The sequence below is a fragment of the Pantoea sp. X-Soil-OKNW-556 genome (assembly GCF_059730695.1).
Map to the genome: position 1 here is coordinate 2,052,742 of NZ_AP035990.1, position 23,003 is coordinate 2,075,744.

General features: G+C 58.0%; 21 protein-coding genes. 7 read left to right on the forward strand and 14 right to left on the reverse strand.

The features are described 5' to 3' along the window. Positions 1 to 12: 12 nt before the first annotated feature. From AC6I8T_RS09540 to AC6I8T_RS09560, 5 genes are read right to left on the reverse strand one after another with little or no spacing between them, the layout of a single operon-like run. The gene (locus AC6I8T_RS09540; protein ID WP_208725399.1) at positions 13 to 879 is read right to left on the reverse strand and encodes an ABC transporter ATP-binding protein; all 867 of its coding nucleotides are present in this window, start codon (positions 877 to 879) and stop codon (positions 13 to 15) included. Next, positions 851 to 1,756 (reverse strand): ABC transporter permease, encoded by a 906-nt coding sequence (locus tag AC6I8T_RS09545; RefSeq protein ID WP_021183357.1) that lies wholly within the window; start codon positions 1,754 to 1,756, stop codon positions 851 to 853. The genes AC6I8T_RS09540 and AC6I8T_RS09545 overlap by 29 nt, the downstream gene beginning before the upstream one ends. Beyond that, on the reverse strand, positions 1,753 to 2,778 hold the full coding sequence (locus tag AC6I8T_RS09550; protein ID WP_021183356.1) for an ABC transporter permease: 1,026 nt from the start codon (positions 2,776 to 2,778) through the stop codon (positions 1,753 to 1,755). The genes AC6I8T_RS09545 and AC6I8T_RS09550 overlap by 4 nt, the downstream gene beginning before the upstream one ends. After that, the gene (locus AC6I8T_RS09555) at positions 2,775 to 4,406 is read right to left on the reverse strand and encodes an ABC transporter substrate-binding protein (RefSeq protein ID WP_036625285.1); all 1,632 of its coding nucleotides are present in this window, start codon (positions 4,404 to 4,406) and stop codon (positions 2,775 to 2,777) included. The genes AC6I8T_RS09550 and AC6I8T_RS09555 overlap by 4 nt, the downstream gene beginning before the upstream one ends. A gap of 58 nt (positions 4,407 to 4,464) precedes the next feature. Then, positions 4,465 to 5,619, reverse strand: coding sequence for a mandelate racemase family protein (locus AC6I8T_RS09560; RefSeq protein ID WP_021183354.1), 1,155 nt, complete (start codon positions 5,617 to 5,619; stop codon positions 4,465 to 4,467). A gap of 314 nt (positions 5,620 to 5,933) precedes the next feature. On the opposite strand from AC6I8T_RS09560, the gene AC6I8T_RS09565 reads away from it, so the two are divergent. Beyond that, positions 5,934 to 7,049, forward strand: a complete 1,116-nt coding sequence (locus tag AC6I8T_RS09565; protein WP_036625282.1) for an ABC transporter substrate-binding protein — start codon at positions 5,934 to 5,936, stop codon at positions 7,047 to 7,049. A 624-nt stretch (positions 7,050 to 7,673) separates the two neighbouring features. Here AC6I8T_RS09565 and AC6I8T_RS09570 read toward each other — a convergent pair. From AC6I8T_RS09570 to AC6I8T_RS09600, 7 genes are read right to left on the reverse strand one after another with little or no spacing between them, the layout of a single operon-like run. After that, a complete protein-coding gene (locus tag AC6I8T_RS09570) occupies positions 7,674 to 8,939 on the reverse strand; it encodes an amidase family protein (protein ID WP_497833749.1) in 1,266 nt (421 codons plus the stop codon). 3 nt (positions 8,940 to 8,942) lie between these two features. Then, positions 8,943 to 9,797: a TauD/TfdA dioxygenase family protein gene (locus tag AC6I8T_RS09575; protein ID WP_497833750.1), complete on the reverse strand. Its 855-nt coding sequence runs from the start codon at positions 9,795 to 9,797 to the stop codon at positions 8,943 to 8,945. Positions 9,798 to 9,815: 18 nt separating this feature from the next. Next, the gene (locus AC6I8T_RS09580; RefSeq protein WP_415173367.1) at positions 9,816 to 10,553 is read right to left on the reverse strand and encodes a class II aldolase/adducin family protein; all 738 of its coding nucleotides are present in this window, start codon (positions 10,551 to 10,553) and stop codon (positions 9,816 to 9,818) included. Between the two features lie 2 nt (positions 10,554 to 10,555). Beyond that, the gene (locus AC6I8T_RS09585; protein ID WP_497832151.1) at positions 10,556 to 11,293 is read right to left on the reverse strand and encodes an ABC transporter permease; all 738 of its coding nucleotides are present in this window, start codon (positions 11,291 to 11,293) and stop codon (positions 10,556 to 10,558) included. 2 nt (positions 11,294 to 11,295) lie between these two features. After that, complete coding sequence (locus tag AC6I8T_RS09590) at positions 11,296 to 12,042, reverse strand: ABC transporter permease (protein ID WP_415173368.1); 747 nt, start codon at positions 12,040 to 12,042, stop codon at positions 11,296 to 11,298. After that, on the reverse strand, positions 12,039 to 12,869 hold the full coding sequence (locus AC6I8T_RS09595; RefSeq protein ID WP_497833751.1) for an ABC transporter ATP-binding protein: 831 nt from the start codon (positions 12,867 to 12,869) through the stop codon (positions 12,039 to 12,041). Before AC6I8T_RS09595 ends, AC6I8T_RS09590 begins: the two co-directional genes overlap by 4 nt. A gap of 20 nt (positions 12,870 to 12,889) precedes the next feature. Next, entirely contained in the window at positions 12,890 to 13,900 is a 1,011-nt protein-coding gene (locus AC6I8T_RS09600) for an ABC transporter substrate-binding protein (protein WP_021183344.1), read from the reverse strand. A gap of 262 nt (positions 13,901 to 14,162) precedes the next feature. Here AC6I8T_RS09600 and AC6I8T_RS09605 point away from each other — a divergent pair, with 262 nt between their 5' ends. From AC6I8T_RS09605 to AC6I8T_RS09630, 6 genes are all read left to right on the forward strand, one after another. Beyond that, the gene (locus AC6I8T_RS09605) at positions 14,163 to 14,837 is read left to right on the forward strand and encodes a GntR family transcriptional regulator (protein ID WP_415173371.1); all 675 of its coding nucleotides are present in this window, start codon (positions 14,163 to 14,165) and stop codon (positions 14,835 to 14,837) included. Positions 14,838 to 14,902: 65 nt separating this feature from the next. Continuing rightward, complete coding sequence (locus AC6I8T_RS09610; protein WP_021183342.1) at positions 14,903 to 15,685, forward strand: SDR family oxidoreductase; 783 nt, start codon at positions 14,903 to 14,905, stop codon at positions 15,683 to 15,685. A 13-nt stretch (positions 15,686 to 15,698) separates the two neighbouring features. Beyond that, positions 15,699 to 16,832: a pyridoxal phosphate-dependent aminotransferase gene (locus AC6I8T_RS09615; RefSeq protein WP_497832154.1), complete on the forward strand. Its 1,134-nt coding sequence runs from the start codon at positions 15,699 to 15,701 to the stop codon at positions 16,830 to 16,832. A 10-nt stretch (positions 16,833 to 16,842) separates the two neighbouring features. Continuing rightward, on the forward strand, positions 16,843 to 17,721 hold the full coding sequence (locus AC6I8T_RS09620) for an alpha/beta fold hydrolase (protein ID WP_497832155.1): 879 nt from the start codon (positions 16,843 to 16,845) through the stop codon (positions 17,719 to 17,721). 25 nt (positions 17,722 to 17,746) lie between these two features. Then, positions 17,747 to 18,970: a M20 family metallo-hydrolase gene (locus AC6I8T_RS09625; protein ID WP_497833752.1), complete on the forward strand. Its 1,224-nt coding sequence runs from the start codon at positions 17,747 to 17,749 to the stop codon at positions 18,968 to 18,970. 123 nt (positions 18,971 to 19,093) lie between these two features. Further along, positions 19,094 to 20,509, forward strand: a complete 1,416-nt coding sequence (locus AC6I8T_RS09630) for an MFS transporter (RefSeq protein WP_208725402.1) — start codon at positions 19,094 to 19,096, stop codon at positions 20,507 to 20,509. Between the two features lie 81 nt (positions 20,510 to 20,590). Here the strand turns inward: AC6I8T_RS09630 and idnD are convergent, their stop codons facing one another. Both idnD and AC6I8T_RS09640 read right to left on the reverse strand, forming a co-directional pair. Then, entirely contained in the window at positions 20,591 to 21,631 is a 1,041-nt protein-coding gene (gene idnD / locus AC6I8T_RS09635; protein WP_497833753.1) for an L-idonate 5-dehydrogenase, read from the reverse strand. Next, positions 21,631 to 23,001 carry an MFS transporter gene (locus AC6I8T_RS09640; RefSeq protein ID WP_208725404.1) on the reverse strand — a complete coding sequence of 457 codons (1,371 nt, stop codon included), beginning with the start codon at positions 22,999 to 23,001 and terminating at the stop codon, positions 21,631 to 21,633. Before AC6I8T_RS09640 ends, idnD begins: the two co-directional genes overlap by 1 nt. Positions 23,002 to 23,003: the final 2 nt, after the last annotated feature.

Consider the following 23,003-nt stretch of genomic DNA (forward strand, 5'->3'; position numbering starts at 1 on the left):
CATGCGTTCTCCTTAAGGTTGCAGCCAGCTGGCCTGACGTTGTAGCACCGGCAGCCGTGGACGACGTTGGTCGATATCGGGCAGCGCCGCCAGTAACCCCTGGGTGTAGGGATGCTGCGCCCGATCGAGGTCGGTGGCGGCTAGCGACTCCACCACCCGCCCGGCATACATCACCAACACCCGGTCGCAAAAATGGCGCACCAGATTGATGTCGTGACTGATAAAAATCAGCCCCAGCCCGCGTTGCTTCACCAGATCATCCAGCAGGCCCAGCACCTGCAAGCGCACGGAAATATCCAGCGCTGAGGTGGGTTCATCAGCGATCACCAGCTCCGGGTCGGTGATCAGCATCATGGCGATCATCACGCGTTGCCCTTGTCCACCGGAGATTTCGTGTGGATAGAGTTGATACACCCGTTCAGGATCGCGGATGCGCACCACATCCAGCATCGCCAGCGCACGCTGACGGGCTTCATTGCGCTGGCCGGGGTGATGGCTGCGCCAGGCTTCGGCGATCTGTTCACCGATTCGCACTACCGGATTGAGGGAGTATTTCGGGTCCTGCATAATCATTGAGATACGTTTCCCCCGGATAGCACGCATCTCCGCCGGGGTGGCACGCAGCAGATCCACCTCACCAAATTGCATACGTTGTGCGCTGATCTGCGCGCTTCGCGGATGTAACTGCAACAGGGCGCGGCCAACGGTGGATTTACCTGAACCGGATTCGCCGACAATCGCCAGTTTCTCCTGCCCAAGCTGGAAAGAGACGCCACGCACCGCCGGGGTAAGCTGGCGTCCCTGCGCGAAACTGACCTGTAAATCTGCTACGTCGAGTAACGGCGGGGCGTTACTCGCTACGGGGATCGAGGATGTCACGTAAGCCATCTCCTAAGAAATTAAACGCCAGACTGTTCACCAGAATCGCCAGACCTGGCACCGTCACCACCCACCAGCACTCCAGCATATAGCTGCGACCGCTGGCGATCATCGCACCCCATTCCGGGTCCGGCGGCTGTGCGCCGAGGCCGAGAAAGCCCAGCCCGGCAGCGGTAAGAATGATGCCCGCCATATTCATGGTGATACGGATAATCACTGACGGCAGGCACAGCGGGACAATATGTTTCCACAGCACGCGCAGCGGTGAAGCACCCTGTAAACGCACCGCAGAGATAAAATCCGCCTGCCGCAGCGACAACGCTTCGGCACGCGCCAGACGGGCGATCGGCGGCCAGGCGGTAAGGGTAATGGCGATCACCACATGTTCCAGACCAGGACCAAGCGCGGCGACAAAGGCCAGTGCCAGCACCAGACTGGGGAAGGAGATAAAGATATCGGTGACGCGCATCAGCACGCTATCCACCTTGCCGCCAAAATACCCGGCGGTTACGCCCAGCAGCAGGCCAAGTGGGCCGACCGTGACCGACACCAGCAGCACGATATACAGCGTGATGCGCGCCCCCCATACCAGGCGGCTGAAAATGTCGCGACCGAATTCGTCGGTGCCAAACCAGTGCTGCGCGCTGGGGGGACTCAGGGCGTTATTGAGATCCTGAATCAGCGGATGGTATGGCGCGATCCACGGCGCAAACAACGCCGTTACCAGCAACAACAGAATGATCGCGCCGCCAATGGCGGTCAGCGGATTGCAGGCCATACGCCAGATAAACTGGCCGCTACGGGACGCAAAACGGCGGAAGCGTGCCAGACGCTCCTGCGCCGCGCTGGTGTAAGGGGTATCCAGCGAAATCGTCATACTTTAGTCCTCGGGTCGAATACCTGATAAAGCAGGTCAGAAATCAGGTTAAGCAGGACAAAAATCAGGCCGACCACCAGCACGCAGCCCATCACCGCATTCATATCGCCCAGCATCAGGCTGCCGGTGAGATAGGAACCAAATCCCGGCCAGGAAAACACCGTTTCGATCAGCACCGCGCCTTCCAGCAACGAGCCGTAGGCCAGCGCCACCACCGTCAACAGCTGGACCAGGATATTGCGAAAGGCGTGTTGCCAGATCACCTGCCACTCGGTCAGCCCCTTCACGCGCGCCGTCAGAATGAACTCCTGCGTCAGTTGCGCCAGCATAAAACTGCGCGTCATGCGGCTGATATACGCCAGCGAGTGAAAGCCGAGCAGAGAAGCGGGCAGGATCAGATGATTGAGCGCGCTGGCGAACACGCTGCCATTTCCGGCCAGCAACGCATCGACCAACAGCAACCCGGTGCGGCGCGGCACCAGACCGTCCAGGCTGAAATCCACCCGTCCGGCACCACCGACCCAGCCGAGATGGGCGTAGAACAGCAGCAGACCCACCATCCCGACCCAAAAAATTGGTGTCGAGTAACCCGCCAGGCTGATGATGCGCACCACATAATCCACCACGCCATTGCGTCGTGCCGCCGCCCAGACGCCGAGCGGTACACCCAGCCCGGTGCCGATCACAATCGCCAGCGTCGCCAGTTCCACCGTGGCCGGGAAGACGCGCAGGATATCGTTGATCACCGGCTGGCCGGTCAGCAGCGCCATGCCAAGATTGCCGTGCAGCAGGCCATTGAGGTAGATGACAAACTGCACCCACAAGGGTTTATCAAAGCCGAGTTGATGATAAACCTGCTGATAAGTGGCGTGATCGGCATCCGGTCCGACAATCGCCAGCACCGGATCGAGCGGCATCACGCGACCGATAAAGAAGGTCAACAGCAGCAGGCCCATCAGGGTGATCAGCACCTGCCATCCACGGCTGCGGATGCGCCGCCAGTGGCTTCGCGTCAGTTTCATGGCGTACCTCCTGCCAGGCTATCCGGGGTTTTCCATACGTCGCGCAAAAAGGTGGTGGCCGAAGGATGCGGGATATAATCCTGTACCCGGTTATTCACCACCACGGAATCGACCATTTGCGAGATGGGCATCAACGCCGGTATCAACTGGTCGTAGCGACGTTGAATGGCGAAGTAATCCTGCTGTTGACGGACGCTGTCGCGTTCCAGCAGCGCCTGGTCGATCATCTGGTTGAGTTGCGCATCGTAGAAACCGGTACGCCATCCCTGGAAATTGGTCAGTCTGGCGCTATCGGCGTTGTTCGGGTTGTAGACCAGCGAACGCAGGCTGGAGTGGGGATGCGGTTCCACGCCGCTGCCGCCACGTCCGACCAACAGATTGAATTGACGCTCACGCATCGCGCCATAGATCTGGTTACCGGTACCGGTGACGATTTTGGCGCGAATGCCACCCTGCATCAGCGTGGACTGAATGGCGATGGCGATATTCAGAAACGGTTGGTCTGCCAGCACGCGCAGGGTGGTGTCAAACCCATTGGGATAACCGGCTTCCGCCAGCAACGCTTTGGCTCGGGGGATATCCAGTTTGTAGCCAGGGTCGGGAAGGGTGGCGGGCATCCCGGCCTGAATCGGACGTTGATGTAGTTCGCCATAACCCGCCATCAGGCTTTTGTTGATGCCCTGATAATCCACCAGATAGCGTACCGCCTCGCGCACTTTGGCACTGGCGAAATGCTTATCCTTCATGCTCATCGCCAGATAGTAAATTGTGCCTTTGGGCACCGCATCGACGGTGAGATCCGGGTCGTGGCGCAGCGCTTTGACATCCGGGATCGCCATATTGCTGGCAATATCGATATCGCCTTTTTCCATCATCAGGCGCAGCGTCTGCGACTCCTGTAAATGGCGGAACACCACGCGCGACAGCTTCGGTGCGCCCCGCCAGTAGTCAGGATCGCGATTCATACGCAGCACGTCTTTCGCCTGCCAGACATCGAGGCGAAACGGGCCGGAACCGGCTTCATGGGTGGTCAGCCAGCGGTTGCCCCAGTCCCCGTTGCTGGCATGCGCCTGCACGGTTTTGCTGTCCAATACCACCATGCTGCCGAGCGCAGCCAGGGAATACAGTACCAGCAGCGGGTCGTTGGCTTTTGGCAGACGCAGGACGACGGTGCGAGCGTCCGGTGCGGTTATCATCTGGTCGACATTGTCTTTGCTGAAACCATAGGATTTCCACACCGACGCCTGGGCCAGATTCAGGTGCAACACCCGGCGCATCGACCACACCACATCCTCACTGGAGAGCGGATTACCAGAATGAAAGGTGACATTGTCACGTAAGTGGAAGGTGAGCTGGCGGTTGTCCGGGCTAATCTCCCAGCGTTCCGCCAGCGCCGGACGGACATGGGTGAGCTGGCGCGGGTCCAGCTCCACCAGCCCGTCATACAGATTCACCACGATGCCCACCACTTCATTACCGGTCATGGCGGCGGGATCGAGGGTTAACAGGTTGTTCATATTCATGCCGACGATCAGCTGATCATCCGGCGTGGCGGCCCGCAAACCGGGGCTGGCCGCCATCAGCAGCAGCGCCATACAGCACGCTGTGCAACGAAGCAAAAGATTCATAAGCAAAGTCCAGCAGGTCAGAGGTTTATTGTTGTTTGCCGTACTGCTTGTGTCGGGGTTACCAGCGATTCAGGGTATGGGTTTCAATCCAGCTAAAGTTGATATCCTCGCCCAGTCCGGGGCGGGTTGGCAGATGCACAAAACCCTGGTCATCCATCGGGTCAACCAGGCTGTTGAGATACGCAGGCGGTTGCTCGTAATCGAGGAACGGATGCAGTAAGCCTCGTTCGTACCAGCGGCAGTTGCGGATGGCGCCCACCACCGCCAGGCTGGCGGCACCGTTGCCGTGGACTTCACAATCCATGCCAAAGGCTTCGGCCAGACTGGCGACTTTCAGGGTGGCGGAGATCCCACCTACGCCGTTGGCCCCGGCACGCAGAATGTCGCAGGCTCCGGCGCGCACCCAGTCAGCGCGGCTGTGATGTTTGCCGCCGAGGCTTTCCGGGCCAAGCACATCAATGCTCAGGTTATCTGCCAGCCAGGCATAAGAGGCCATGCTCTCTTCTTCCATCGGTTCTTCAAACCAGGTGAAGTTGAGTTTTTCCAGCGCCTTACCAATGGTGAGGGCATCGCTGCGGCTGTACCAGTGGTAGCCGTCCAGCATCAGGGCGATATCCGGTCCAACCGCTTCCCGCACCGCCGCACAGGCTTTGATGTCCATGATCGGGCTGGGCGCAAACGACACCGGCGGCATCCAGGTATGCAGCTTAATCGCGCGATAACCGCGCGCCACCAGTTGCTCGGCAAACTGTGCGTACTCATCGGGGGTCGATAAGCCGCCTTCCAGTTGATCGCCACACATGGTGCTGCCATAGGCGGGGATGGTGTCGCGGTAGCCGCCGAGCAGTTTATGCACCGGCAGTTGTAATTTTCGGCCAATCAGGTCCCACAACGCCTGTTCCACCGCCGACAGCGCGCGCTCCGTTAACTGATGGGCGCTGCCGCGTTGCCAGTGCACCAAATCCTGCCATAACCGTTCACGATCAAAAGCGTTTTGCCCCAGCAACACTTTGCGGAAGAAGGCGTTGACCACATGCGGGCGAATCACTTCCGCCGGCGCGAAGGCATAGCCGCAGTGGCCGTCTTCGCTGGTCAGGGTGAGCATGGCCAGTTGTGCATCGCTTTCCGGACCGGGATGCGAATGCCCGGCGCTATCCGATACACGGCGGGTGGGGTAACTGAACAGGGTGACATCAATGGCGCTGATCTTCACGGCAACTCCTCCGGGAATACATACCCATACCTGGGTGTTAATGAAAAATTAAAACGTTGTTTCATTTTTTAATCTAGCGTTCACCTTTTGTTTGCGCATTAGCCAAAATGCGGTAAATCGCGGCGATAAATTGGGCAATTGCATGGGGTGTTGTGAGGGTTTTCACGAAAGACGCACGTTTTGTGAGCGGCGACACAGCCGGCGGGATGTAAAAAAATGTGTCGTGAAGGCTTTTCATTTTCTTTCCGCCAGGTAATAGTGACGCCGCGAAATGCAATTAATAATAATCATTATCATTTGTATGGGTAGATCACATGAAGAATTGGATGTTAGCGCTGGGGTTACTGACGTTTTCCTTAAGCTCGTCTGCCAAAGTTATTACCGATGTGGCCGGACGCCAGGTTGAGGTGGCGCAGGAGTCAAAACGTATCATTCTGGGGGAGGGGCGACAGATGTACCTGCTGGCGGCCTTCGATACGGCGACCCCTTTTCAGCGCGTGGTAGGCTGGCGCGATGATTTCCACAAGGCGGATTACGATGGCTACATGGCGTATGAGAAACGTTATCCGCAAATCAAGACGTTACCGACTTTCGGCGGGGCAAAAGATGGCACCTTCAACGTAGAACAGGCGCTGACGCTGAAACCTGATTTGGTGTTGATGAACCTCGAATCCAAAGCGGCGACCGACGAAGGCAAACTGATCGAGAAGTTGCAGGCGGTAGGCATTCCGGTGGTGTTTATCGATTTCCGTGAGAAACCGATGGAGCACGCCGAGCAGAGCATCCGTATCATGGGTGAACTGGTCAACAAACCGCAGCGCGCGGAAGAAATTATCGCGTTCCGTCGTGCAGCGATTGCCAAAGTAACCGATCGCCTGAAGAACTTTGACGGCAAACGCCCGAAAGTGATGATTGACCGTGCCGGTGGTTATACCGACGAATGCTGTATGTCATTTGGCAACGAGAACTTCGGTCAGATGGTGGAACTGGCGGGCGGCAGCAATATCGCGAAAGACCTGATTCCTGGCACCTTTGGCACCCTGAATCCTGAACAGATTATCGCCAGCCAGCCGGATGTGGTGGTGGTGACCGGCGCCAACTGGAAGAACTACAACACCGTGGGTAAATGGGTGGGTGTGGGGCCGGGGGCTGACACGAAAGAAGCGGAAGCGCGTCTGCGCACATTGATGATGCGCGATGCGTTTAAAACCTTGCCGGTGGCACATAACGGCAATGCCCATGCGATCTGGCATCAGTTCTACGACAGCCCTTATCAGTTTGTCGCTATTCAGGCGCTGGCGAAGTGGTTGCATCCCGAGTTGTTTGCCGATCTCGACCCGGATGCGACCTTCCGTGAATTCCACGAAAAATTCCTGCCGTTGCCGTATCAGCCGGGTTATTGGGTGACATTACCGGCTGACAAGTCCTGATACAGGACTCAAATGACGGGCAATAAAAAAGGATTTGGCAGCAACGCCAAATCCTTTATTTTTGTTCACGTAACGGCTGGTAACCGGGTGGTGAACGGGGTGCTCAGCACTCATCACAAAACGAATCATAAATTGTGCAGAGAAAGATTTCAAGTTCAGGGAAATTACTGTATGGTTATACAGGTGTTGAGTGCCGGGCGTGATCTCATTGCTTACTGATGACTCCCAGGGGCGCGGATTGTCAAAATCCCGGCAGGTACCAGGTGGTGCTGGCCTGTGGCTTTCACAATGAGCGCCGCTCAGCACTCATCACAGATGTGCTAAGGCGTTCGGCGGGTGGAGTCAAAGTCCCGAATGTCGCAAGGCGCGCTCCTGTCACGGGAGAAGGAAAGTGATGGAACTGATTAGATTACTGTTGGACCTGGTCCGGGTTATCTTGCAGATCATCGTTGCCCTTTTGCAACTGACCGGTCAGGCCCACTGACCGGAACTTGAATCAAGGCGGAGCTGACCACTCCGCCTTTTTTCGTCGGTCACGGCTTGATTCATCTTTCGCTCGTCGCGGCGCGATTTATCGCTCGGGTTTTCGTGCACCAGCGGAAGGGCGTGCGATAAATCGCGCCGCTACCGGGCCATCAGGGCGCTTGCCACTGCCAGCAGTCGCCGATCCTCTCCCGCCGCGAATTGCAACTCGATCCCCACCGGAATGCCCTCTGGCGTCTGCGCCAGCGGCAGGCTGATACAGGGTAGCCCCACCACGGTGGCGGGTTCGCAATTGGCAATCAGTTGCCGAAACAGAGCGTTGGCTGTTGCTATCGTGGGTGGCAGCAGCGGCACGGTGGGGAAAATCAGACCATCAAGTTGATGTTGCTGAAAAACCGCCTGATAGCGCGCGGTGAGCTGCGGTTTCCACTGCGTCATTGCCGCATGATATTGCGCTTCGCTGACGGTCGCGGCATCTGCCAACAACGCCTGTACATCGGGGCTTTTCACCGCCTGTTGCAACTGAGAAAAACGATACTGGCTACCACGTTGTTGCAGATAACGTGGCAGATCGCGCAACATCTCAAACGAGGCCATTGGATAACCGGCCTGCACCGCCAGTTGGGCTACCTGGGCGATTTCCACCTCAATCAAGGTCACGCCACGATCGCGCAGTTGCTGCAACACCTTCTCCGCAGCTGAGGCCACCGCAGGCTCACAACCGCGCCAGAAATGCGCGCGCGGTACGCCAAGGCGTAAATCCGCCAGCGCCACCGCGGGGTGTTCGAATTCACCGCTGATGGCGCTATCCAGTGCCATCACATCGTCAATATGCTGCGCCAGGATACCGGCGGTGTCGCGACTGATCGAGATCGGTGCGATGCCCTGTTGTGGATAGCGCAGCAGCGAAGGACGAAAGCCGATCAATCCACAAAAAGAGGCGGGAAGCCGGACCGATGCGCCGGTATCGGTGCCAATGCTGGCCGGCACGATGCCAGCAGCCACCGCTGCCGCGCTGCCGCTGGAGGAGCCGCCCACCACGCGGCCAGGTAAAAAAGGGTGTAACACATCACCGCGTGCCGCATTTAACCCACTGGTGCCGGAAGCCAGCTCATGCATGCTGGCTTTGCCGATAATAATCGCGCCGGCCTGTTGCAGACGGGTAACCAGTTCAGCGCTGTAGCTGACCCGTTCTTCTGCCAGAAGCGCCGTGCCGATGCTGGTCGGCATGCCTGCGACATCAATATTATCTTTTACCACCAGCGGCAAACCGGCGAGCGGTGCGGCGCTGTCAACGGTGGCGGCTGCCAGCGCGGATTCAGCAGCCAGCCAGCTCAGGCTATTCAGATGGCGTTGCTTATACGCCTGGAGCAACGCCCGATGCAGTCGTTCGCCGGATTGCGCCATGCTTTACACCATCGCCTGCGGGCGTTCACTGCCTTTCACCGTGGCGCGATGCATCACGCGGCGGTAGGCCACATCGTCATACGGCGTGGCCTGGTGCATGGTGCAGCGGTTATCCCAGATCAGCAGATCATGCGCCTGCCACTTATGGCGGTAGGTAAAGGCTTCGCTGATGGCGTGCGCGTTGAGGCGTGCCAGCAAGGCTGCGCTCTCTTCCGGCGCCAGACCGACGATCTCTTTGACAATGTCCTGTCCGACAAACAACGAAGGACGTCCGGTCTCCTGATGGCGACGCACCAGAGGATGCACTACATCCGGCGTAGCGGCTTGTTGCTCCGCGCTCAGCGGCTCCCGGTCGGCGAAGGCTTTGGCGTAATACGTGGAGTAGGAGTGTACCGCGCTCAGCGGTTGGATCAGACGTTTGGTGTCCTCATCCAGCGCATCATAAGCAGCAAACATTGAGGAAAACAGCGTATCCGCGCCGACCGGTGGCACTTCCACCGCGTGCAGCACCGAGCCAAAGCAAGGCACTTCGTAATAAGACCAGTCAGAGTGCCAGTTCCAGCCCTCTTTATGGTTGCCAATCGGTTTACCGTCCTGCTTCACATTCGATAACACGTACAGTTCCGGGTAGGGCGTGGTCAGGTACTGACTCAGCACATGAACCTGAAGCTCACCAAATTCACGCGCAAACGCCACATGCTGCGCTTCACTGACCGGCTGGTTACGTAGCAGCAGGACAGAATGAGTATTCAGTGCGTCGCGCAACGCGGTAAAGGTGGCGGGATCAATCGGTTGTGTGGCATCGACGTTCAGCACTTCCATGCCGATATGGTCTGTTAACGGGCGTAACTCTAACATCGGTAACCTCCTGAATGTTTACTGACGGTAGCTGGGATCAAGTTTGTCCAGCAGACGGATAAAGGCGGGCCACTCGCGCTCACCGCGCAGGCGAATATCCCCCTCACATTGGTTAAACTGGCGGGCGGCTTTCTCGGAGACCGCTTCCGGCGGCAACAACAGCTTGCTGCCGCTGCCCTGAGCCATCAGTTGAATGCGGGCAGCTCGTTCGAAGTAGTACGCCAGCATAAAGGCTTCCGGGATGGTTCGACCGGCGGCAAGAATGCCGTGATTGCGCAGCACCATCACCTGATGTGGGCCGAGATCGCGCACCAGTCGTGCCCGCTCGTCGGTATCCAGCGCCACACCTTCATAGGCGTGGTAACCGAGGCGATTCCAGAAGTGCATGGCAAACTGGCTCACCGGCTGTAAGCCTTCCTCCAGCGCCGACACCGCTGTTGCCGCATCCGAGTGGGTATGTAACACGCAGATGGCATCTTCACGCGCCGCGTGGATGGCGCTATGGATCACAAAGCCCGCGCGGTTCACCTCGTAATCACTCGGTTCCAGCGCATGACCTTCCAGGTCGATTTTGATCAGGCTGGAAGCGGTGATCTCAGAGAAAAACAGCCCGTATGGGTTAATCAGAAAATGGTGTTCCGGCCCCGGCAGACGTACCGAGATATGGTTATAAATCAGGTCATCCATGCCGAAATGCGCCACCAGCCGATAACAGGCGGCAAGCTGAATGCGGAGTTGCTGTTCGGTTTGCGTCATGATTATTTCCACCAGATAAAGGTTGTGTCGAGCCAGGCCAGCAGGCCATAAAGCGCGATGCTGACCAGTGAAGAGACGACCACGGCGGCCCAGACGGTAAGCAGATCCACCTGCTGCGTGGATTGAAAAATCGTCCAGCCGATGCCCTGATACGCGCCGAGCATTTCCGCGACAATCGCGACGATAATGCTGCGTACCAGGCCTACGCGCAGGCCGCTGACAATATTGGGTAACGCAGCGGGGAGTTGCAGTTTGCGCATGATGGTCAGGCGGCTGGCACCAAAGCTGCGCATCAGATTGATGATCTGCGGGTCGGCCTGTTTCAGCCCGTGCAGGCTGTTGACCAGAATCACAAAGCTCACCGCCAGGATCACCAGCACGACTTTTGACAACGCGCCCATACCAAACCAGATCAGCGCCAGGGGGATCCAGGCCACGGTTGGCACCGAGTTAATCGCCACCGCCAGCGGCATCAGGATCGCCTCCAGCGGACGGAACACGGTCATTAACATCGCGAGTGACAGACCGACCAGCAGGCCAAGGGCAAAGCCGCTCAAGGCCTCAACCAGTGTCCAGCCCATCGAAATCCACAGGCTGCTACCGTTGCTCACCACCGCCAGCACGATGCTGTGCAACGAAGGCAGGACAAAGGGGGGAATGTGAAACAGCCAGATGCTGCCTTCCCACAGCAGGATCAGGCTGAGCACGCCAAACAGCGGTGGCAGGAATTTACGCGTCACGATTATTTCCCCCACCAGGCCAGTTTGCGCTCGCAGCGTTCCACCACGCTGTACAGCAGCGCGCCGGTCAGCCCACAGATGACGATCAGCGTCCACATGCGCACCACATCTTCGTTGTACATCGACTGGATCAGCAGCACGCCGAGGCCCACGGTATCGCCGAACCATTCACCGACAATCGCACCGACCAGACTCAGGGAAATCCCCAGTTTCAGCGCGACAAAAATGGCAGGAGCGGCAGCGGGGAAGTGCAACACCAGAAAACGTTTCAGGCCGCTGGCACCAAAGCTACGCAGCAAGCTGATATGCAGTGGGTCGACCATTTGCAGCCCGCGTTTGGTATTTAACGTGACCGGCAAAAACGTCAGGTAAAAGGCGATCATCACCTTGGCAAACAAGGTGTTGCCGAACCAAATCACCACCAGCGCGCCAAAGGCGATCACCGGCACGGTTTGTGACACCACAAACAACGGAAACCAGGCGCGATCGATCCAGCTAACGTAAAAGAACAGGATGCCGCACGCCACGCCAAAGGCAGAGCCGAGGGCAAAACCAAGCAGGGTTTCCAGCGCGGTACGTCCGGTGCTGGCCAACAGTTGATCGGCGTTAGCCCGCATATCCTGCGCCACCATCATCAGCGATGGCAGGTAGCGCGGGCTGATGGAAAACAGCGTGACGCTGCCCTGCCAGCACAGCAGCACCAGTAACACCGTCACCACCAGCGGGTGAGTCAGCAGCCGTTTCGTCATGATTGCCCCTCGTGTTGGGTAAAGCGAAACGACTTCATGCTCTCCTCCTCGATCGCGTCCAGCAGCCGTTTTTTGATGGCGATAAACTCGGCGGAGGTGACGATATCCGGGGTTCGCGGGCGCGGCAGATCAATAGGCTCAACGCATTTAATGGTGCCGGGACGGGCGCTCATGACCACCACTTTACTGCCCAGGAAAATCGCTTCATCAATATCGTGAGTGATAAACAGAATGGTGCGGCGGTTCTGCTCCCACAGCTGAAGCAGCCAGCGCTGCATCAGGGTGCGGGTCAGGGCATCCAGCGCGCCAAAGGGCTCATCCAGCAGCATCAGGTCGCGTTGAAACAGGAAGGTACGCATCAGCGCCACGCGCTGACGCATCCCGCCGGAAAGCTGGTGGGGATAGCTTTGCTCAAAACCACTCAGGCCAAAGCTGGGAAACAGCGCTTCAGCACGTTTGCGCGCCTCCTTGCGCGGTACGCCTTCACACTCCAGTGCCAGAATTGCGTTATCCATGATGGTGCGCCACGGCAGCAGCAGATCGCGCTGCGGCATAAACGACACTTTACCCAGCAACTCACCATCCCGCTGTGACTGGCCTTTAAACAGGATCGCGCCGTCGCTGTCGGGATCAAGCAGGCCAGCAATCATGTTAAATAACGTTGATTTACCACAGCCGGATGGGCCAACCAGGGTGACAAACTCGCCTTCATTCACCGTCAGGTTGACGCCGGAGACGGCGATCACCGGTTGCTGCGCATCGCCAAAGCGTTTCCATAAATTATCCAGCTGCAACAACGGCAGATGTTTTTTCGGTGCCACGGTCATCAGGCTTCTCCGCGCAGAGATCAGTTAAGGGTTTTGTATTGCGTCGGGACCTTTTGCCAGAAACTGAGATCAAAGGTCTGATTCACATCCACCGGCTGCTTCAGCGCGCCGTACTGCACCAGCAGCTTCATCATCTTCTCGGCTTTCGGCATGTCGACATTGCCCAGCCCTGGCGATCCTTGCGGGTACATCAGTTTGGCGACGCTGTCGAGCATGGCGACCTGGTGTTGACGGTTGAGGCTTGGATTAGTTTTCATCAAAATATCGATGGTTTCTGCGCGGTGAGTCAGCGCGTATTGCCAGCCTTCCAGCGTGGCATTGACAAACGCCTGCACCTGCTGCGGATGTTTTTCCACCATCTCTTTTGAGGTGATCAGCGCATCCTGTTGGGTGGTGACGCCGACATCATCGGGGGAAATCAGTTTGAGATTGGTAACGCCTTTCTCTTTCAGGGTGTTGTACTCGTTGTACAGGGTGACGGTGGCGACATCGACCTGCTTATCAATAAACGGGTTAAGCGAAACCGACTGCGGCAGCAGGGTGATATCTTCTTTCTTCAAACCGGCTGCGCCAAGCGAGGCCAGCAGCGGATACTGCACGCCGGTAAACCACACTGACACCTTCTTACCTTTAAAATCTTTAAAGCTGTTGATACCGGAATCGGCATAGGTGACGAAGACAAACGGGGTGCGTTGCTGCGACATTGCCAGCGCGACAATCGGCAACCCTTTTTCGCGTGCAGCCAGCACACTCTCCATACCGCCCGCCAGACCGAAGGTATCGGCACCGGATGCCACTAACGTCTCGACGTTAATATTCGGGCCGCCCGGATTAATGGTGACGTCCAGCCCCTGTTGTTCATAAAACCCTTTGGCTTTGGCGACATAAAAGCCGGCAAACTGCGCCTGCGCCAACCATTTCAGGCGCACGGAAACTTTCTCCTGAGCAGCCTGCGCGGCGCTGCTGAGCAAGGCGGTGCACAGCAATCCGGTCAGACAACGGCGAACGAACTGCGAGGTGAGTCTTGGCATCGGTTTATCCTCTGGTCTCGGGTGTCAAATAGCCTGGTGATGTCGTGATAATCCTTCTATGTATACATCGCATCGCACTTTTAATGGCTTTGCTACGATTCATGACTTGCAGGATGTGTGCCAGCTTCCGTAAAGGGCATTGACCCGCGCCAGAAATCAGCGACAATACGCGTTATCAAGTGAAGTAATAGATGTATACCTATTTTTAGTTTAGGTATGCAAAACGGATCATATCAGTGCAACCTGACGAGCAAAAAGCACCATGAGTGAGCAAAAAATCCTCTCCCGCCTGACGGGAACTTCGCTGGCGGATGGTCTGAAACAGACGCTGGAAAAAGAGATCGCCAGTGGCACACTGGAGCCGGGTAAACGGCTGGATGAAAAGGAAATTGCCGCACGCTTTGAGGTATCGCGTACCCCGGTGCGTGAAGCCTTTCGGTTACTGGCAGCCGACGGGCTGGTGGATCTGAATGGCCGCCAGGGCGTGATGGTACGTGCGTTGGGCATGAATACACTGCTGGAAATGTTCCAGGTGATGGCCGAGCTGGAAGGGCTGTGCGCCCGTCTTGCCGCACGGCGTATTTCCCCGGATCAACTGGCGCAATTGCGCCAGATCCAGCAGCAGATGGCGGATCAAGGCACCTCGATCTCACCGGCGGCTTTTTATGATATGAACCTCAATTTCCATGAGGCGATCTATACCTTTGCGCGCAACGAGTTTTTAGCTGAAGAGACGCGCGCCTTGCGCAATCGCGTAGGTGTATACCGCCGTCGCGTCACCTTTCATCCGGGGCGGGTGAATAAAACGCTGGAAGAACATGGCGCGATTCTGGAAGCGATTGCACGTAATGATGCGGATGGCGCACACGACGCGATGCGCAAGCATCTGACCTTGTTAGGTGATGACCTCGTGGACTTTATCGCCGGCTTTTCCTGAAAACGATTTGGCTTTCCTGGTATGCAAATTGCTTTGTCTTGTATACCTAACCAGGAGAGCACAACATGAAATTGAATCTGAACGGCAAAAGCGCGCTGATCACTGGCGCATCAAAAGGCATTGGTGAAGCGACGGCGCGCGTGCTGGCAGCGGAAGGTTGTACCCTGCATCTGGCGGCGCGGAATGGCGCCGCAATGCGTGACCTGCAACAGGCGTTGATCGCCGAATATGGCGTCAGCGTTTCGGTGTACGAAAAAGATCTCAGCTCCACGGCGGCGATGGAGTCGCTGGCGGCGGAAGTGGGCGCGATTGATATTCTGGTCAACAACGCCGGAGACATCCCGGCGGGATCGCTGGATATCGTCGATGATCAGGCGTGGCGCGCTGGCTTTGATCTGAAAGTCTTCGGCTACATTTCGCTGTGCCGCCTTTATTACCCGCAAATGAAAGCCGCGAAAAGTGGCGTGATCATCAATGTCATCGGTAACTCAGGGGAAAACTGGGATGCCAGCTATATCGCGGGCAGTACCGGCAACGCGGCGCTGATGTCATTCACCAAGGCGCTGGGTGGCCGCAGCCTTGATGACGGCATCCGCGTGATTGGCATCAACCCTGGCCCGGTAGCGACCGATCGCATGCTGAAAATCATGAAACGCAAAGCGATTGATATGCTGGGTGACGAAGCGCGCTGGGAGGAGCTGTTCGCGCTCTATCCGGGCAAGCGTCCGGCGACCTCGGAAGAGGTCGCAGATTTGGTGGCGTTTATGTCTTCCGATCGCGCCGGTTATATCAGCGGCACCAACATCACTATCGACGGCGGCATTGCTGCGCGTGGATCGGTCATCTAACCGGGAGCGCAGCATGTCTGACATTTATACGCGTAACGCCTGGTTCGATCGCCTGTTTGCCACTGAAGGGCTGATTTGGATGGGGCAGAACACCAACCATTTGCCAGCGCATCCGGCGGTGCAGGCGGCACTGCATGCCTCGGTGGCGGCGGCGGAATTTAACGCCTACGCGCCCCCCCTGGGGTTTGAGTCACTGCGCCGTGCCATTGTGAACGATATTGGCATCAGCGGTGTGGAAGCGATGGTGACCGATGGTGGGGTGAATGCGCTGGCGACCCTCTGCCGCGCTCGCTGCCGCCCCGGCACCACCTTTGTCACCACCGATCCGAGCTGGAAATGGCCATGCCAGTTTGCCGAGCAGATGGGATCGCAGGTGATTCAGATCCCCATCTGGAATGCCGATTGTCACTATCGCCTGACACCAGAAGCGCTGGCAGCCGCAGTGGATGACAACACCGCGTTGATTTATCTCGTCGATCCGAATAACCCGCTGGGTATCCATTACAGCCGTGAAGAGTTGCAGGCGTTTATTGCCATCGCTCGTCGCCACAATGCGTTGCTGATCCATGACTGTACCTACCGCGATTTCGCACCGGAACATGTCGCCGCGCTGGGGCTGGATAGCGAGCAGGTGGTGATGTCGGTGAGTTTTTCCAAATGGCTGGGGCTGGCGGGACTGCGCGTTGGCGCGCTGATTGCTGCCCCGGCGTTGCTGGCTGAGCTGGCACCTTATAACGGCGGCGTGCTGGGGGCCAGTGTTCCGGCACAGCGTGCCGCTGAAGCCGGGTTAACGGTGAAAGCCGAGTGGATGGCGACGCTACTGGCGGAAGATCAACGCAACAAAGCGCGCATCGCCGAGGCGGTAGCCAGCGTGCCGGGGTTGTCGCTGCCGGTCTATCCCTCTGGCGGCAATTTCCTGGTGATTGATGTGACCGGGGCTGATATTCGCCCGGAAGCGCTGGTGGAGTGCTACCTGCAACAGGGGATTCAGATCCGCCACGGCGGTTATCACACCGCCACCTTTGGCGATCGTTTTATCAAGGTCAGCACCACCGTGCCTGCCGCCTGGGCGGAAAAATTTGCTGCGTTATTGCCGGAAATGGTGGCGCAGGCGGCGCAACAGCATGAATTTCGGCAACCATTCTGAGGAACGCAACATGTATATCACCACCAATGATGAGGTTCAGCTGTGGGTCGAATGCCACGGCACGGGGACACCGATTCTGTTTATTCACGAATTTGGTGGCAATTACGATAGCTGGCAGCCGCAGATCCACGCTTTTAGCCGCCGCTACCAATGCATCACCTACGCTGCACGCGGTTATCCACCCTCATCGGTGCCGCAGGCGCTGGAGGCCTATTCACAACAGCGCGCGGTGGACGATGCGCTGGCGGTGCTGGATGGCCTCGGCATCGCGCAGGCGCATATCGTTGGCCTGTCGATGGGCGGGTTCGCCGCGCTGCATTTTGGTCTGAATGCGCCTGAGCGTGCGCTGTCGCTGACCATTGCTGGCGCGGGCTACGGTTGTGAACCGGAAACCGAAGCCTATTTTCGCCAGGTTTCATTGCAGGTTGGTGAGAACTTTGCCCGTCAGGGGGCGAAAGCGTTCGCGCCAACCTATGCCCTGGGGGCCAGCCGGGTTCAGTTCCAGAACAAAGACCCCCTGGGCTGGCAACGTTTTGCTGACCGCCTGGCAGAGCATGACTCGCTGGGTGCCTCACTCACCATGCGCGGCGTGCAGGCGCGGCGACCGGCGTTTTATCAGCTGGAGGCGCAGATTAAAGCGCTGCATCTGCCGGTATTGATCATGGTGGGGGATGAAGACGATCACTGCCTGCAACCAGGGTTATACCTGAAAAAACACCTGCCTGCCGCCGGACTGGCGATCCTGCCGAAAACTGGCCATACGCTGAACCTGGAGGAGCCACAGTTGTTTAATCAACTGCTGGCGGAATTCTTTGCTCAGGTGGAGAGCGGTAACTGGGGGGTACGCGATCCGCGCGCCAATCCGGCGCAAATTATGCGTACCGACTGAGTGTCTGACCCGATCAGGAGCAAGCATGAAGATTAATGCGGAACGGCTGTGGCAGCGGCTGATGGCGATGGCACAGATCGGTGCCATTCCCGGCGATGGCGTTAACCGCCAGGCGTTGAGCGAACAGGAAGCAGAAAGCTGGCGGTTGATGCGGCATTGGGCGCAATCCAGCGATCTGGAGATGTGCAGTGATGAGGCTGGCAATCTGTTTGTCATTTTACCCGGTAGCGATCGGCAGGCTGCGCCGTTGTTGCTGGGGAGTCATCTCGATAGCCAACCCACCGGCGGGCGATTCGACGGCGTGTACGGGGTGCTGGCGGCGCTGGAGGTATTGACGGTGCTGCGCGCAAGCGGCATCCAGCCTGCCTGCGCCGTGGTGGCGGTAGCATGGATGAATGAAGAAGGTTCACGGTTTGCGCCAGGCATGATGGGGTCCGCCTTTTTTGCGGGTGCGCGCGAGCTGACCGCCATCCGCGCTGTCACCGATGCTCAGGGGATCGCCGTAGGGCAGGCGCTGGATCACCTGCATCAGGCCGTGCCGCTGCCGCGTTATTCTTGCGTGCATCCTCCCGCGGCCTATCTCGAAGCGCATATTGAGCAGGCGACGCAACTGGAGCAGGCGCGCGCGACTCTCGGCGTGGTGACAGGGATTCAGGGGAAAGTGACCTGGCAGGTTACGCTGCGGGGCGAGCGAGGTCATGCCGGGACGGTGCCGATGACGGCGCGGCGTGACGTGTTGCGCTGTTTTACCCGCATGGCGCAGCAGCTCTATCAAGACGTGGGCGAGGCCGATCCGCAGGTGATGTTTACCATTGGTCGGCTGGAGATGCAGCCCAATGCACCTTCCGTCATCCCGGACAGGCTGACGTTTCGCATCGATCTGCGTCACCCGGACGACCAGCGGTTAACGCAACTCAGGATGCTGACGGAACGACTGATGAGTGAGTTGGCCGCGCCTTGCGAGATAGCGATGGAACGACTGAGCGAGGCGGCACCCGATCGCTTTGATGCGCGTTTGCAGCAGATGATCAGCGAGGCGGCGGCTGCACACGGCTACCCGGCGCTTTCGCTGCTCTCTGCGGCCGGGCATGATGCGCGTTATCTGGCGACGATCTGCCCGTCGGCGATGATTTTTATTCCCTGCCGCGCGGGCATCAGCCATGCGCCAGAGGAGTGGGCGGAACCGGAGCACGTCAGCGCCGGTGCGCAGGTGCTGTTGGATGTCGCACTGCGGTGGTTGGGCCCGTAGCGGCGCGATTTATCGCGCATTCTTTTCGTGCCGCGGCTCAAACCTGCGCGAAAAATCGCGCCGCAACATGTTAAGGTGTGGAATTCTGCCCGTTTTCTCTCACCTGAACAGGACGCCAAAGGAATGCCTCATCCTTCGTCACAACCCACCGCCCCGGCTGGCAGCACGCTCTGGTTGGCGCTGCTGGTGGCGCTGACTTTCTTTATGGAAAACCTTGATGCCACGGTGATCGTCACCGCCATCCCACAAATGGCGCGTGAGTTTGTCGTCGGGCCAGTGGCGCTGAATGTCGGTATCAGTGCCTATTTATTAGCGGTGGCGATCTTTATCCCAATCAGCGGTTGGCTGGCCGGACGCTTTGGCGCGCGCAACCTGTTCGCCGCCGCGATTCTGTTGTTTACCCTCGCATCGGTGTTGTGTGGCGTCAGCGACAACCTGCCACTGTTCACCTTTAGCCGGGTGTTGCAGGGCATCGGCGGCGCGCTAATGGTGCCGGTTGGACGCATGGTGGTGCTGGGGGTGACGGCGAAAAAGCAGATGGTGAAAACCATCGCGGTAATCACCTGGCCGGGACTGATTGCGCCGGTGCTGGGGCCGCCGCTGGGCGGTTTGATCGTGACTTACGGACACTGGTCGTGGATCTTCTGGTTGAATATTCCGTTAGGTATCCTGGCGCTGGTTGCCACCTGGTGGCTGGTGCCGCAAAGCCGCAACCACGCGCTGCGGCCATTCGATGGTCTGGGGTTTGTCTATACCGCCCTGGCCTGTGTGACGCTGGTCAGCGGGCTGGAACTGCTGGGACACAGCGAACTGACCAGCGGATTGTTGTTGCTGGTGGTGGGGATCGCCAGCGCGGTACTGAGCTATCGCCATAGCCTGCGTCATCCGGCTCCGCTGTTGCCCTTTGGGACGCTTGCCATTCCCACTTTCCGCAGTACGGCAATTGCCGGGTCGTATTTCAGGGCGTCGATTAACGCCATTCCCTTCCTGTTGCCGCTGCTGTTTCAGCTCAGTTTCGGCTGGAGCGCGGTGCAGGCCGGTTCGATGGTGTTATGGGTTTTTGCCGGTAATCTGGCGATGAAACCGGCCACCACCTGGCTGATGAACCGCTTCGGTTTTCGCCGCATTTTGCTGTGGAATGGCTTGATCAGTCTGCTGGCGGTGCTGAGCTGTGTGCTACTCAGTCCATCCCTGAGTTATTTTGCTATCGCCACCATCCTGTTTATTGGTGGGTTGACGCGTTCGCTGCAATTCAGTTGCTACAACAGCCTCGGCTTTGCCGACGTGCCGCAGGAGAAGATGGCGGATGCCTCGGTGATTTTCAGTATCTTTTTCCAGTTCAGCATGAGTGCGGGTATCGCGATTTCGGCGCTGCTGATGCGGATATCAATGGGATGGCGCGACAGCAACGTTCCGGGCCAGATGGATGTGAATGTGGCCTTTATCGGCATATCGCTGCTGGTAGCCTGTTCACTGGTCAATGTCTGGCGACTGGAGAAGAACGCCGGACAGCAACTGCTGAAACAAAGAAACGGTTGATCCGTAGCGGCGCGATTTATCGCGCAGTTCTGTGCACGATTTTGGAAAAACCTGCGCGATAAATCGCGCCGCTACGTCAGGTTAGAACACCAGTTGCACTTTGGCTGCACGCTCTTTATCGGCGGCCAGTTCCAGCGCACTGACTGCCTCGGTCATCGCTATCTCAGCCGAAAGCAGCGGCAGGGGGTTGATCTTGCCGGATTCCAGCCAGCGCACCGCGGTAGTGAACTCACCGGTAAAGCGGAAAGAGCCGCGCAGTTGCACTTCTTTGACCAGCAGTGGGCCAACGGGATAGTTCACTTCGGGCGCCCCCATCCCCAACTGCACGATAATGCCGCCGGGGCGGGTAAAACTGACGGCAGAGGCCACGGCAGCGGATGCGCCGGAGGCTTCAAAGCAGACATCAAACGCACCGCCATTTTCCGTCCAGCCTTGCGTGACATCTCCGTCGCGTGGGTCAGCCGTCAGACTGGCACCCATTTGCTGCGCCAGATCACAGCAACGTTCGCTGATATCAGTCGCCATCACTTCGGTGGCACCCGAGGCCAGCGCGGCGGCAATCACCAGACAACCAATCGGCCCGGCTCCGGTCACCAGCACGCGTTTCCCGGTTAAATCGCCTGCCTGACGCACCGCATGGATACACACCGCCAGCGGCTCGGCAAAGGCGATGATCTTCGGATCAGATGTGGCGGCAAAAGGCACGCATTGCACCGGGTTAACGGCAACGTACTCGGCAAAGCCGCCGTTAACGTGGGGATAAAACTGGGCGCTTCCCATAAAGCGCATGGAACGGCAGAGATTTTGTTTGCCCTCCAGACAAAACGCGCATTGCTGGCACGGTTGCGACGGATTGATTGCCACCCGTTGCCCTGGCTGTAAACCACTCTGCGCCGGAGCTTGATCGACGATGCCGACAAACTCATGGCCCAACACCATCGGCGCTTTCAATACCGACATCCCTGCGCGGCCATGCTGGTAATAATGAATATCGGAGCCGCAAATGCCTCCACGCTCAACGCGCACCAGCACCTGATGTTCTTGCCACTCAATCTCGCGGGATTCACAGCGCACATCATGGGCGGCGCTCACCACCACGGCGTTAACGGTTTTCTTTTGCATTATGCTTCTCTCTGTAAATCAGTGGGCGTATCAAAACGTGAGTTGGCATTTCCCGGCTGTTCCTCGCTGGGTGGCGTCAGCACCTCAATTTTTCCGACCAGTAACAAATAAGCGAGGAATCCGCACAGCGCGACGGCGGCGATGTACCACATCGCGTACTGGAAATTCTGTGTACGCTGCAAAATCACCCCGATAATGATCGGGCTGACGATGCCGGACAGATTGCCGAAAATATTCAGGAAGCCACCAATGGTGCCGATCAGATGGCGCGGGATCACGTCACTGCACACCACCCAGCCGAGGTTGGAGAAGGCGTTGGCAAAGAAGGCGATGGATAAGATGGCGATGGCAATCACCGGGCTGTCCTGGAAAAAATTCACCAGCGCAATCGAGCAGGTCAGCAACATCCCCGTCATGACCGGCAGCTTACGGGCGAAGGTGCGGCTATGGCCGCGTTTCAGCAGCATATCGCTCAGGGTGCCGCCGCACAGTACGCCCGCCATCGCCATCAGATAGGGGAACATCGCACCAATTCCGGCTTTATCAATCGACAGATGCAATCCCTTCTCGAGGTAGACGATAAACCACGTCAGGAAAAAGTAGAGGGTTGAGGAGGCCGCGAACTGCGCAATAAACAGCCCCCAGGTAATACGCTGGCGCAGGATGTAACGCACGGACGGCCAGTTGACACCGGGGTTTTGATTCTGCTGGTTGCTGGAGCCGTAGCCACCCCCCTGGCGAATCACCGCCAGTTCCGCGCTGTTGACGCGGGAACTGTGCTGCGGGTCGCGATAGGCAATCAACCAGTAGACGCCGAACACAATGCCAATCAAGCCGGAGATGTAAAACGACATCTCCCATCCCCACTGGCTGACAATAAATGACAGCGCCGGTGTCAGCAGAGCCAGGCCAATATATTGCGCACTGGAGTAGGTGGCCGTGGCGCGAGCGCGTTCATGGTCGGGGAACCAGGTGGCGATGATCTTGGTGTTGGAGGGGAAGGAGGGCGCTTCCGCCACGCCGATCAGCGCACGACACACCAGCAGCATCATAAATGAGGCGGTGGCGGTAGTGAAAAAGTGATGCGATGCCAGCCCCATCAACAGGGTAAAGAAGCTCCACAGTACAATGGCGCTGCCGTACAGCCAGCGTGAACCAATTCGGTCAAGCAGATAGCCGACCGGGATCTGGCTCATGGCGTAGAACCAGGTAAACATCGAAAACAGCAGCCCCAGTTGGGTTGCCGAGAGGAAGAACTCTCCCTGGATGTGAGAGCCAGCAACGGACAGGTTGGCCCGGTCCATATAGTTAATTGCCGTGACAACAAACAGCATCGCCAGAACAGAAAGTCGGGTACGAGTCGGTTTCATAT